The organism is Streptomyces sp. NPDC048392 (assembly GCF_043200575.1).
GTDB lineage: Bacteria > Actinomycetota > Actinomycetes > Streptomycetales > Streptomycetaceae > Streptomyces.
Genome location: NZ_JBICYB010000006.1, coordinates 80,017 through 92,717, shown reverse-complemented (window position 1 = coordinate 92,717; position 12,701 = coordinate 80,017). Strand labels below are relative to the sequence as shown.

Here is a 12,701-nt window from a genome sequence, read left to right as displayed (position 1 = left end):
TTCACCCGACCGGCGGACAAGGCCGGTGCCGGGAGCGGGGCGCGGCGCATCGGCGCCGCGCTGCGAGGGGGGCCGTGCGGGGCACACACTGAGGTCATGGGTCACCCCGATCCGCCGACGGCGGTGTCACGGCGATTTCCCGACGGGCCGGTGAGCGTGGCGGCGGCCCGTCGGTTCGCGCTGGCCGCGCTGGACGGCACCGCCTCGGACCTGGCGGACACGGTCCAGCTTCTGGTCAGCGAACTGGTCACCAACGTCGTGCTGCACGCGCGCACCGAGGTCGAGGTGAGCGTGGCGCGCCTCGACGGCCGGGTGCGCGTCGAGGTCGGGGACCGGCGGCCGGGCCGTGGACTGGTGCCGCGGCACTGCTCGCCGTACGCCGGCACGGGACAGGGACTGGCGCTGGTGGAGCGGCTGGCCTCGCGGTACGGGGCCGACAGCGGTGACGGGGGCAAGACCGTGTGGTTCGAGCTGTGGCCCGACGGTCCGCCGCCCCCGCCGTCCGGGTGGGAGACCGCCGGGCCGCCGGGCACCGCCGAACGTACGGTGACGCTCGTCGACGTGCCGTCCGCCCTGGAGTCGGCGTGCCGGCAGCACCGGCACGCGGTGCTGCGCGAGCTGACCCTCGCCGCGTCCGCCGGGGGCCTTGCGGGGTTGCCGCCCGAGGACCTCACGGCAGCCGATGACGTCAACAACGTCATCAGCGCCTGTGTGGCGGCCGCGCTGGAGGAACCGGTCCCCGAACCCGGCCTGCGCACCCTGCCCCTTGCCTTGCCGGCCGACGCCGTACCGGCGGTGCGGACCCTGCGCCGCGTACTCGGCCTGGCCGGGCAGGGGGCCCGGCAGGAACGGCTGCTCGCGCTGCCGCTCCTGCCGCGCGGCCGTGCCTTCGAGGCCTGGCTCCTCGACGAGATCACCGGACAGCTGACCGGGGGCCCGCCCACCGCGTGGACCACGATTCCCCGCGAGCCGGAGGTCAGCTCCGCCGAACTCGTGCCGTGGGACGTCAGCCAGGTACGGGCCAGCAGGATGCCGACCATCGCCGCCGACGAGGGCAACCGGATCGTCGCGGTCAACGGGGCGGCGGCGGACCTGCTGGGCTGGGCACCGGACGACCTGGTCGGACGCCGCCTCACCACCCTCATCCCCGAGCATCTGCGCGGGCGGCACACGGCGGCGTTCACCTCGATGCTGCTCACCGGTCGCACCCGCATCGTGGGGCGCTCCGTGCCGCTCCCGGCCCTGCACCGTGACGGCCGGGTGGTCCCGGTCCGGCTGTACATCCAGACGCAGGAGACGGCCGACGGCCGCACCGTCTTCGTCGCCCAGCTCGCCCCGCGGGCGACCACGTTCGCCGACGGGCCGAGGACTCCCGGCAGGGTCCGGGAGGCGGCGGTCGGTGAGCCCGACGGAGGCCGGCCGCCGGCCGCCCCGACGAGCGGCACCAGGACAGCCGGTATCCAGTGCGGCATGTCGCCACTGGACCGGCTCACCCTCCTGGCCGACCTGGCGGCGCAGCTCAACAACACCCTGGACCTGGACGAGGGGCTGCAGCGCGCCGGCCGGCTGCTGACACGGCGGCTGGCCGACTGGTGCGCGGTGGACCTGTTCACCGCCGACGCCCGGGTGGACCGGGTCTGTGTCGTCCACCGGGACCCCCGGGCCCTGCGCCCCGGAGCGTACGAGGGCATGCTCTCGGAGGTCTCCGAGGCGTCGCGCGGCCCGCTGGCCCGGGTGCTGCGCGGTGCCGGGCCGCTGCTGCTCACCGAAGCCCCTCGGCCGGGCCGGACCGGGAGCGCGCTGGACAGGGAGTACGTCGGGCTGTTCCGGGAGCTGGGGGCGGGCAGCGCCGTCGTCGCCCCGCTGCGGGCCCGCCGCAGGATCTTCGGCGCCCTGACCCTCGCCCGCGCGCCCGGCGGGCGGCCGTTCGCGGAGGACGACCTGACGCTGGTCGAGGATCTGGTCCACAGCCTCGCGCTGGGGGTGGACAATGCCCGCCTGTACCAGGACACCCGCTCCATCGCCGAACGGCTTCAGCGCTCGCTGCTGCCGGTGCTGCCGGAGGTGGAGGGCCTGGGGATGGCCGCCCGTTACGCCGCCTCCTCGACCACCGCGCAGGTCGGCGGGGACTGGTACGACAGCTTCGTCCTGCCCGGCGGGAACACCGCGGTCGTCATCGGCGACGTCACGGGGCACGACCTGGACGCGGCCATCGCGATGAGCCAGTTGCGCAGCATGCTCCGCGGTATCGCCGTGGACCGCGAGGAGCCGCCCGCGGAGGTGCTGCGCCGGCTGGATCTGGCGAACCACAGTCTCCACCGGGAAGCGACCGGCACGTGTGTCTACGGCCTGGTCAAGGGGCCCGCGCACGGCCCCTGGGAGCTGACGCACTCCTCCGCGGGCCATCTGCCGCCGCTGCTCACCACCCGGGACGGCCGGGCCCGCTACCTCGACGGCGGCGCCGGCCTGCTGCTCGGCTTGGACCCCGGTGCGGCCCGGGGCACGGCCCGTCACGCGCTGCCGGCCCACTCGACGCTCCTGCTGTACACCGACGGCCTCGTCGAACGCCGCGACGAGCCCCTCGACGACGCTCTGGACCGGCTGCGCCGGCACGCCGCCGACCTTGCCCACGAGCCCCTCGACACGTTCTGCGACGAGCTGTTGATCGGCCTGGGGGCGGACAGCGCGGACGACATCGCGCTCCTGGCCGTCCGCCCCGCACCGCCCTCCTCCGGGCGGCACCGGTGACTCAGGGGGTGGCGATCGGCAACCGGGAGCCGGGCCTTCCATGAGTCCGGCCCGGGGCGGTCAGGGCGGTCAGGGCGGTCAGGGCGGTCAGGGCGGTCAGGGGGATGATGGTCTGCTCCACGCTCAGGGGGGTCACGATGCCGGACGCGCCGGGGCCGGGTACCGGCAGGACGCCACCGAGCGGTTCGGCGGCGCCGGTCAGGTGGACGTCGCGCCAGGGGCCGTACGCGGCGCCCCGCCCGGCCGCTCGAACGTCCCGGCCCGGAGGGCCCGGGCTCCGGCGTGCCGGGGCAGGGAGTTCGGCGACGTCGTTCCCGACGTTCGTCGGGATCAACGGCCGGGGCAGGACGTGTGTCCGCCCGCCGGCGTCACCGGCTCCGTCGCCTCTGCCCGTTCGGGCATCTCCTTCTGCCTCGGGGTCTCCTGACGGGCCCCGGAGCACCGGCGTAGGTTCCCTCCGTGAGCATCACGTCCCCGCGAGCGCCCAGGTGAACGACGAGCGGCTGACCGTGGCGGAGCCGGCCGACGACAACGACACGGACGAGCGACGGCCGCAATCACCGGAACAACCCCGAAGGCGGAAGCGGCGCGGGCCGGGGCCCGTCGCCCTGCTGGTGCTGCCGGCTCTGGTGACCGTCACCGGCGTGGCCGCGTTCCTCTCCCTGGGCGGGCTGCCGAACCCGTGGCCCGACGACTCCGACGCCGGCCCGTCGGCCGGGTCCGGCATCGACCCCTCCTACGTCCCGTGGCTGCGCGAGGCGGCCTCGGCCTGCGCCGTCCTCGAACCGTCCGTGCTCGCCGCGCAGATCGACCAGCTCTCCGGCTGGAGCGACGGCTCGGACGAACTCTCGGGGCAGAAGGGCATCGCCGCCTTCACCGACAGCGAGTGGCGGACCTGGGGCAAGGACGACGACGGCAACGGGCGGTCCTCGCCCCGCGATCCGGCGGACGCCATCATGGCGCTGGGCCGTCGGGACTGCTCCCTGGCCGGGGAGATGACCGGACTGCGCACCGAGGGCAGGGTCAACGGCGACCTCGTGGAGCTGACCCTCGCCGCGTACGCCGCGGGACCGGACACCGTGACGGCGGCGGGGCGCGTACCCGCGCGGGCCAAGACGTATCTCGCCGAGGTCCGGAACCTGCTGCCGCGGTACGAGGCGCTCGACCGGAGCGATCCGGGCGGCGCCGCGGGCGGGGCGGCCGGTGCCCTGCTGACCGCGCCGGTCAGTCCGCTCACCGTCACCTCGCCCTTCGGGTCGCGCGAGCACCCGCTGACCGGGGTGACCAAGCTGCACACCGGTGTGGACTTCGCCGCGCCGCAGGGGGCGCAGGTCGTGGCGGCACGGCGGGGCCGTGTCGTGTTCGCGGCGCTCACCAGCGCGTACGGCAACCGCATCGTGATCGACCACGGGACCATCCAGGGCAAGCGGCTGGAGACGACCTACAGTCACCTCTCGTCCCTCGACGCGGCCGCGGGACAGACCGTGGAGGCCGGGTCCCCGATCGGACGGGTCGGCTCCACCGGCCTGTCCACCGGCCCCCACCTGCACTTCGAAGTCATCCTCGACGGGTACTACACCGATCCGCGCCCCTGGGTCGTCGCGAGCGGAGGCTAGGTCCTGTCGTCGAACTCCCGTCTGCCCTCCGGGCGACGACGCGAGTTCGACGACAGGCCCCGGAGCGCCGGAGGCGGACGGGGAGCGTGAAAGGGTTTGATCCGGCGAATCGGGTCGAAGGACAGAACATGACCCAGTCGAAGCGCGAGACAGAGCGAAAGTACGAGCCGCCCTCCGGCGGAGTGGCCGGGCTGCCGGATCTCACCGGCGTCGGGCCCGTCGCCTCGGTCACCACGGCCGGGCCCGAGGAACTCGACGCGGTGTACCACGACACCGAGGATCTGCGGCTCGCCGGTTCCTCGGCGACGTTGCGCCGCCGCACGGGTGGTCAGGACGCGGGCTGGCATCTGAAACTGCCGCTCGCCGGGGACAGCCGGGAGGAGGTGTGGGCTCCGCTGTCGGACGACCTGCCCGAAGCGCTGCGCGAGCTGGCCCTGTCCCGCACGCGGGGCGCCCGGCTGCGTCCCCTCGTGCGGATCCGGTCCACCCGGGTCGTGCGGCAGCTGCGCGACGCGAAGGGCAGGGTGCTCGCCGAGCTGAGCCTCGACGAGGTGCGTGCGGACTCGGCGGCGGCCGCCGGTGGCTGTGCCGAGTGGGGCGAGCTGGAGGTCGAGCTCGCCGACGGTGCCGACACCGGGCTGCTGGACGTCGTCGAGAAGAAGCTCCGCAAGAAGGGCATCGTCCGCGCCGACAGCCCCTCCAAGCTCGCCCGGGCGCTGCGGGACACCGGCGTGGGCGACGGGACCGTGCGGCCGCCCTCCGACGTGGTCGCCGGGTCGCCCGGCTCGTACGTGCTCGCCTACCTGCGCGACCAGGTCGCCGAGCTGGTGGCGTGGGATCCGGCGGTCCGCCGTGATCTGCCGGAGGCGGTGCACCGGATGCGTGTCACCTGCCGCCGACTGCGCAGTTGTCTGCGCTCGTACCGGCCGGTGCTGGACCGGCGGGTCACCGATCCCGTGCGTGCGGAGCTGCAGTGGCTGGCGGGCGAGCTGGGGGCGACGCGTGACCAGGAGGTGCTCCGGGAGCGCGTCGGGGCCGCGCTGGACGGGCTGCCCGACGACCTGGTGCTCGGTCCCGTCGCCGCCCGGCTGCGGGTGTGGGACGTGTCCCGGGGCGACGATGTGCGCTCCCGTACGCGGGAGGCCCTGGACACGCCCCGCTACCTGCGTCTCCTGGACGCGCTGGACACGCTGGTCCGTCGACCGCCGCTGCGCGCCGGGGCCGCGGGGAAACCGGCGCGGACGATGGCCCGGGCGGTGCTCAAGGAGTACGTCCGGCTCGCCGGGCGCATGGACCACGCGCTCGCGCAGCCGGCCGGCCGGGAGCGGGAGACGGGACTGCACGAGGCACGCAAGGCGGCCAAGAAGCTGCGCTACGCGGCCGAGGTCACGCGTCCGGCACTCGGCAAGCCCGTCGCCCGGCTCGGCAAGCGTGCCAAGGCGCTGCAGCGGCTGCTCGGCGAGCACCAGGACGCCGTGGTCGCCCAGGACACCCTGCGGGGACTGGGGGTGGCCGCCCACGGGGCGGGCGAGTCCGCGTTCACCTGGGGACTGCTGCACGGCCTGGAACGGGCGGGGGCCGACGCCGTGCAGCGGTCGCTGCCCGGAGTGTGGCGGGCGGCGTCGGATCCGGCACTGCGTGCTCCGCTCGAACACTGAACGGCGGCGCACCCCGGCTGAACGGCGGCGCACCCCGCGCGAAGCGGTCCGCTCTCACGCGGCGCGCGCCCGCACTCGTGCCGCGCGCGCCCGGTCCGGCACCGCGCGCAGCGGGGGCGCCGGGGCCCGGGTGGCACTGACCCGGTAGGTGATCCGGTTCGGGTCGGCGAGCGGCTCACCGAGCGTTATCCGGCCCGCGGCGTGCAGCGTGTCGCACTCGGCGGTCGGCAGCGCGACGTAGCAGCCTCCCCGGCCGGTGGCGGAGTCCAGGGGGCGCCAGTAGCTGTATCTGCGCCGTCCGTCTCCTCGCACGGTGACGAAGACGGGCGTGCGCGCGTCGGCGACGATGCGGAGGACGTCGGCCTCGGCGGCACCGAGCTGCGCGCGGCTCCGGGTCCCACGGGAGTCGGCGGTCTGCGGGCGGGCGGCGGTGAGCGGCATCGGCTGTGGCCTTTCCAGGTCAGTGACTCGAGAACGCCTACCCGGTTCGGCCGGTGTTGATCTCGATGGACCGCATTCTTGGGGTACGGCACTGACAAGTCTTGCCCGGAGTCTTGCCGGATCGAGGGCTCATCACTTAAATCACACCTTGAACTAAGCCGCGCCCTCAAGCGGTTGGTCCTGTCCGCACCCGCAGAAAGCTCACGCATGAGACTCAGATCCCTGGGTGTCGCGCTCGTCGCCACGGCGGCGCTCGTCACCCTGCCCGCCCCGATGACGGCCACCGCGGCCGACACTCCCCTCTCCCAGGGCCGGACGGCCACGTCGTCGTCGGCCGAGAACGCCGGAACGCCGTCCGGCAACGCCGTCGACGGCGACACGGCCACCCGGTGGTCGTCGGCCGCGAGCGACGGCCAGTGGCTCCAGGTCGACCTCGGCGCCACCGCCTCCGTCACCCGGGTCGTGCTCGACTGGGAGGCGGCCTACGGCAAGGACTACAAGATCCAGCTCTCCCAGGACGGGAGCACCTGGGCCGACGCGAAGACGGTCACCGGCGGCGACGGCGGCACCGACACCCTCGACGTCTCGGGCCAGGGCCGCTACGTCCGCATGCAGGGCGTCCACCGGGCCACCCCCTGGGGCTACTCCCTGTGGGAGTTCCAGGTCTTCGGCACCACCGGAGGCACCACGCCGGGCGGCTCCTGCGGCACCGGCAACGCCGCGCAGGGCAAGCCCGCCGCGGCCTCCTCCGTCGAGAACGCCGGGACACCCGCCGCCGCGGCCTTCGACGGCGACGCCGCCACCCGGTGGTCCAGCCAGGCCTCCGACCCGCAGTGGGTGCGGGTGGACCTGGGCGCCGTACGGGACCTGTGCAAGGTGGACCTGAACTGGGAAGCCGCCTATGCCAAGGACTTCCGCGTCGAAGCCTCCGCGGACGGACAGAACTGGCAGACGCTGAAGAGCGTCACGGGTGCCACCGGGGGCAAGGCCTCCTACGACGTCAGCGGTTCGGGCCGCTACGTCCGCATCCACGGCACGGCCCGCGCCACGGGCTACGGCTACTCGCTGTGGGAGGTCGCCGTGCACACCGGCACCACCGGCACTCCCCCGGTCGAGGGCGGCGGTGACCTGGGGCCGAACGTCATCGTCGTGGACCCCTCCACGCCGAACCTCCAGCAGAAGTTCGACCAGGTCTTCGCCCAGCAGGAGACGAACCAGTTCGGCAGCGGGCGCTACCAGTTCCTTATGAAGCCGGGCACCTACAACGGCATCAACGCCCAACTCGGCTTCTACACCTCCATCTCCGGCCTCGGCCTCAACCCGGACGACACGCAGATCAACGGTGACATCACCGTGGACGCGGGCTGGTTCAACGGCAACGCCACCCAGAACTTCTGGCGTTCGGCGGAGAACCTCGCGATCACGCCGTCCAACGGCACCGACCGCTGGGCCGTCGCCCAGGCGGCGCCGTTCCGCCGCATTCACGTCAAGGGCGGCCTCAACCTCGCCCCCAACGGCTACGGCTGGGCCTCCGGCGGCTACATCGCCGACTCGAAGATCGACGGCACGGTCGGTCCCTACTCCCAGCAGCAGTGGTACACCCGGGACAGCTCGGTCGGCGGGTGGACCAACGGCGTCTGGAACATGACGTTCACGGGCGTCGAGGGCGCGCCGGCGAGCAACTTCGAGACCGGCCCGTACACCACGCTCGACACCACGCCGGTCTCCCGCGAGAAGCCGTTCCTCTACCTGGACGGCAACGAGTACAAGGTGCGCGTGCCCGCCAAGCGGACCAACGCCCGCGGCGTCTCCTGGCCCGCGAACGCCGGTGGCACCTCCCTGCCGCTCAGCCAGTTCTACGTGGTCAAGCCCGGTGCGACGGCGGCGACCATCAACGCCGCCCTCGACCAGGGTCTCAACCTGCTGTTCACGCCCGGTGTCTACCACATCGACCAGACCATCGAGGTCGACCGGGCCGGCACCGTCGTGCTGGGGCTCGGGCTGGCCACCATCATTCCGGACGGCGGCGTGGACGCCATGCACGTGGCCGACGTCGACGGCGTGCGGCTCGCGGGCTTCCTCATCGACGCCGGTCCGGTGAACTCCGACACGCTGCTGCGGATCGGGACGCCGGGCGGGAACGCCGACCACGCGGCCAACCCCACCACCATGCAGGACGTGTTCATCCGCGTCGGCGGCGCCGGACCGGGCAAGGCCACCGACTCCGTGGTGGTCGAGAGCGACGACGTCATCATCGACCACACCTGGCTCTGGCGGGCCGACCACGGCGAAGGCGTCGGCTGGGAGACCAACCGCGCCGACTACGGCCTGCGGGTCAACGGCGACGACGTCCTGGCGACGGGGCTGTTCGTCGAGCACTTCAACAAGTACGACGTCTACTGGAGCGGGGAGCGCGGCCGGACCGTCTTCTTCCAGAACGAGAAGGCCTACGACGCCCCGAACGAGGCCGCCATCACCCACGACGGCATCGTCGGCTACGCGGCCTACAAGGTCGCGGACTCGGTGAACACGCACGAGGCGGTGGCGCTGGGCAGTTACTGCAACTTCACGTCCGACCCGACGATCGTCCAGCACCACGGATTCCAGGTGCCGGTCAGGCCGGGCGTCAGGATGCGCCACCTCCAGGTGATCTCACTGGGCGGCAAGGGCCAGTACCGCCACGTCATCAACGACACCGGCGCGGCCACGTCGGGGACGGACACCGTGCCGTCCAAGGTCGTCCAGTTCCCGTGACCGGCGACGAGCAGGCCGAGTAACGGGCCCGCTCACGCCTGACGCGCCCCGCAGCGGATGCGGGGCGCGTCACGGGACGAACGATCCCTCCCCCTCAGGCGAGTTGCACGAGGAGGTCGCCGCCCTCGACCTGCTGGATGCGGTTGATGGCGAGCCTGGTCACCGTGCCGGACTTCGGGGCGGTGATCGAGGCCTCCATCTTCATCGCCTCGATGGTGGCCACGGTGGCACCGGCCTCCACCCGGTCCCCCTCGGCGACGGAGAGGGTCACCACACCGGCGAACGGCGCCGCGACCTGGCCGGGGTCCGCCCGGTCGGCCTTCTCCGTCACCGGGGCGTCGGAGGCCGCCGACCGGTCGCGCACCTGGATCGGACGGAGCTGGCCGTTCAGGGAGGACATCACGGTACGCATGCCGCGCTCGTCGGCGTCGCCGACCGCCTGCAGCTCGATGAGCAGCCGGACGCCGGGATCGAGGTCGACCGTGTACTCCTTGCCCGGTCGCAGCCCGTAGAAGAAGTCCTTGCTGTCGAGGACGCTGGTGTCGCCGAACGAGGCGCGGTGGGTGTCGAACTCGCGGGCGGGGCCCGGGAACAGCAGCCGGTTGAGGGTCGCCCGGCGGTCCTTCTCGAGGCCGGTGCGGTCGTCGGCGGCCAGTTCCGGCAGGGGCCTGGCCCCGGCACGGCCCCGCAGCGCCCTGCTGCGGAACGGCTCGGGCCAGCCGCCGGGCGGGGTGCCCAGCTCGCCGCGCAGGAAGCCGACGACGGAGTCCGGGATGTCGAACCGGTCCGGTCGCGCCTCGAAGTCCGCCGGGGAGACACCGGCGCCCACCAGGTGCAGGGCCAGGTCGCCGACCACCTTGGAGGAGGGGGTGACCTTCACCAGGCGGCCCAGCATCCGGTCGGCGGCGGCGTACATCGCCTCGATGTCCTCGAAGCGGTCGCCGAGGCCGAGCGCGATGGCCTGGGTACGCAGGTTGGAGAGCTGGCCGCCGGGGATCTCGTGGTGGTAGACGCGGCCGGTCGGGGCGGCCAGGCCCGCCTCGAAGGGGGCGTAGACCTTGCGGACGCTCTCCCAGTACGGCTCCAGGTCACCGACGGCCTGGAGGCCGAGGCCGGTGGGCCGGGCGGTGTGGTCGGTCGCGGCGACGATCGCCGACAGCGACGGCTGCGAAGTCGTCCCGGCCATGGACGCCACCGCTCCGTCGACCGCGTCCGCGCCGGCCTGGACCGCGGCCAGGTAGGTGGCGAGCTGGCCGCCGGTGGTGTCGTGGGTGTGCAGGTGCACCGGCAGGCCGAACTCCCGGCGCAGCGCCGAGACCAGCGTCGCGGCGGCCGGGGCGCGCAGCAGACCGGCCATGTCCTTGACCGCCAGCACGTGTGCGCCGGCGTTCACGATCCGCTCGGCGAGCCGCAGGTAGTAGTCGAGGGTGTAGAGCCGCTCGGACGGGTCGGACAGGTCGGCGGTGTAGCACAGCGCGACCTCCGCGACGGCGGTGCCGGTCTGCCGTACGGCCTCGATCGCGGGGCGCATCTGCTCCACGTCGTTGAGGGCGTCGAAGACGCGGAAGATGTCGATGCCGGTGGCGGCGGCCTCCTGCACGAAGGCGTCGGTCACCTCGGTCGGGTAGGGGGTGTAGCCCACGGTGTTGCGGCCGCGCAGCAGCATCTGGAGGCAGATGTTGGGCACGGCCTCGCGCAGGGCGGCCAGCCGCTCCCACGGGTCCTCCGCGAGGAAGCGCAGGGCGACGTCGTAGGTGGCGCCGCCCCAGCATTCCAGGGACAGCAGCTGGGGCAGGGTGTGGGCGACCACCGGCGCGACGGCGAGCATGTCCTTGGTGCGCACCCGGGTGGCGAGCAGCGACTGGTGGGCGTCGCGGAAGGTGGTGTCGGTGACGCCGATGGCGGACGACTCGCGCAGCCGGCGGGCGAAGCCCTCGGGGCCCAGCTCGGCCAGCAGCTGCCGGGAGCCGGCCGGGGGTTCGCCGGCGGGCACCGTCGGCAGCTTGGTCAGCGGGTCGACCAGTTCGGGCCGTTCGCCGTGCGGCTTGTTCACGGTGACGTCGGCGAGGTAGGTCAGCAGCTTGGTGCCGCGGTCGGCGGAGTGTCGGGCGGTGAGCAGGTGGGGGCGCTGCTCGATGAAGGAGGTCGTGACCCGGCCGGCCTGGAAGTCCGGGTCGTCGAGCACCGCCTGGAGGAAGGGGATGTTGGTCGTGACGCCGCGGATGCGGAACTCGGCGACCGCACGCCGGGCGCGGTTCACGGCGGTGGTGAAGTCCCGTCCCCGGCAGGAGAGCTTGACCAGCATCGAGTCGAAGTGCGCGCTGATCTCCGTACCGGCGTGGGTGGTACCGCCGTCGAGCCGGATGCCCGAGCCGCCCGGCGAGCGGTACGCGCTGATCTGGCCGGTGTCCGGGCGGAAGCCGTTGGCCGGGTCCTCGGTGGTGATGCGGCACTGCAGCGCGGCACCGCGCAGGGTGATGTTCTCCTGGGCGAGACCGAGGTCGGCCAGCGTCTCACCGGCGGCGATGCGCAGCTGGGACTGGACGAGGTCGACGTCGGTGACCTCCTCGGTGACCGTGTGCTCGACCTGGATGCGCGGGTTCATCTCGATGAAGACGTGGTTGCCGTCCCGGTCGACGAGGAACTCCACGGTCCCGGCGTTGCGGTAGCCGATCTGCCGGGCGAAGTTCACGGCGTCGGCGCAGATCCGCGTCCGCAGCGCCGGGGCGAGGTTGGGCGCGGGCGCCAGCTCGATCACCTTCTGGTGGCGGCGCTGCACCGAGCAGTCCCGCTCGAAGAGGTGGATGACGTCGCCCTCGCCGTCGGCGAGGATCTGCACCTCGATGTGGCGGGGTTCGACGACCGCCTTCTCCAGGAACACGGTGGAGTCGCCGAAGGCGGAGGCGGCCTCGCGGGACGCCGCCTCGATGGCCTCGCGCAGCTGGGCGGGTTCCTCGACGCGGCGCATGCCGCGCCCGCCGCCGCCCGCGACCGCCTTGACGAACACCGGGAAGCCGACGTCGTCGGCGGCGCGGACGAGTTCGTCCACGTCGGTGGAGGGCGCGGAGGAGCCGAGCACCGGTACGCCCGCCTCGCGGGCGGCGGCCACGGCGCGGGCCTTGTTGCCGGTCAGTTCCAGGATCCGGGCGCTGGGTCCGACGAAGGTGATCCCGGCCTCTTCGCAGGCACGGGCCAGTTCGGGGTTCTCGGACAGGAATCCGTAACCCGGGTAGACGGCGTCGGCTCCCGCACGGCGGGCCGCGCTGACGATCTCCTCCACGGAGAGATACGCCCGCACCGGATGGCCCGGCTCCCCGATCTCGTAGGCCTCGTCGGCCTTCAGCCGGTGGAGCGAGTTGCGGTCCTCGTGCGGGAAGACGGCGACGGTGCGCGCGCCGAGCTCGTAGCCCGCACGAAACGCCCGGATCGCGATCTCACCGCGGTTGGCGACCAGCACCTTGCGGAACATTCTTGATCCCTTCAG

Annotated in this window: 7 protein-coding genes; 4 read left to right on the top strand and 3 right to left on the bottom strand. The window is 73.4% G+C overall.

Annotation, left to right across the window (positions count from 1 at the left end):
- Positions 1-96: 96 nt before the first annotated feature.
- Positions 97-2,748, top strand: coding sequence for a SpoIIE family protein phosphatase (locus ACGFYH_RS11685; RefSeq protein WP_393802950.1), 2,652 nt, complete (start codon positions 97-99; stop codon positions 2,746-2,748).
- Position 2,749: 1 nt separating this feature from the next.
- Here ACGFYH_RS11685 and ACGFYH_RS11680 read toward each other — a convergent pair whose 3' ends face one another.
- Positions 2,750-3,082, bottom strand: a complete 333-nt coding sequence (locus tag ACGFYH_RS11680; protein WP_393802949.1) for a hypothetical protein — start codon at positions 3,080-3,082, stop codon at positions 2,750-2,752.
- A 154-nt stretch (positions 3,083-3,236) separates the two neighbouring features.
- Here ACGFYH_RS11680 and ACGFYH_RS11675 point away from each other — a divergent pair, with 154 nt between their 5' ends.
- Positions 3,237-4,364 (top strand): M23 family metallopeptidase, encoded by a 1,128-nt coding sequence (locus ACGFYH_RS11675; protein WP_393802948.1) that lies wholly within the window; start codon positions 3,237-3,239, stop codon positions 4,362-4,364.
- 128 nt (positions 4,365-4,492) lie between these two features.
- Positions 4,493-6,022: a CHAD domain-containing protein gene (locus tag ACGFYH_RS11670; RefSeq protein WP_393802947.1), complete on the top strand. Its 1,530-nt coding sequence runs from the start codon at positions 4,493-4,495 to the stop codon at positions 6,020-6,022.
- Positions 6,023-6,076: 54 nt separating this feature from the next.
- Here the strand turns inward: ACGFYH_RS11670 and ACGFYH_RS11665 are convergent, their stop codons facing one another.
- On the bottom strand, positions 6,077-6,463 hold the full coding sequence (locus tag ACGFYH_RS11665; RefSeq protein ID WP_393802946.1) for a hypothetical protein: 387 nt from the start codon (positions 6,461-6,463) through the stop codon (positions 6,077-6,079).
- Between the two features lie 207 nt (positions 6,464-6,670).
- Between ACGFYH_RS11665 and ACGFYH_RS11660 the strand changes: the two genes are divergently transcribed.
- The gene (locus ACGFYH_RS11660; RefSeq protein WP_393802945.1) at positions 6,671-9,217 is read left to right on the top strand and encodes a discoidin domain-containing protein; all 2,547 of its coding nucleotides are present in this window, start codon (positions 6,671-6,673) and stop codon (positions 9,215-9,217) included.
- 94 nt (positions 9,218-9,311) lie between these two features.
- On the opposite strand, the gene ACGFYH_RS11655 is transcribed toward ACGFYH_RS11660, so the two are convergent.
- A complete protein-coding gene (locus ACGFYH_RS11655) occupies positions 9,312-12,686 on the bottom strand; it encodes a pyruvate carboxylase (protein ID WP_393802944.1) in 3,375 nt (1,124 codons plus the stop codon).
- Positions 12,687-12,701: the final 15 nt, after the last annotated feature.

Bases quoted from the DNA above. Each gene is read 5' to 3' on its own strand.
- ACGFYH_RS11685 (WP_393802950.1), top strand. From the start codon at position 97: ATGGGTCACCCCGATCCGCCGACGGCGGTGTCACGGCGATTTCCCGAC.
- ACGFYH_RS11670 (WP_393802947.1), top strand. From the start codon at position 4,493: ATGACCCAGTCGAAGCGCGAGACAGAGCGAAAGTACGAGCCGCCCTCC.
- ACGFYH_RS11665 (WP_393802946.1), bottom strand. From the start codon at position 6,463: ATGCCGCTCACCGCCGCCCGCCCGCAGACCGCCGACTCCCGTGGGACC.
- ACGFYH_RS11660 (WP_393802945.1), top strand. From the start codon at position 6,671: ATGAGACTCAGATCCCTGGGTGTCGCGCTCGTCGCCACGGCGGCGCTC.
- ACGFYH_RS11655 (WP_393802944.1), bottom strand. From the start codon at position 12,686: ATGTTCCGCAAGGTGCTGGTCGCCAACCGCGGTGAGATCGCGATCCGG.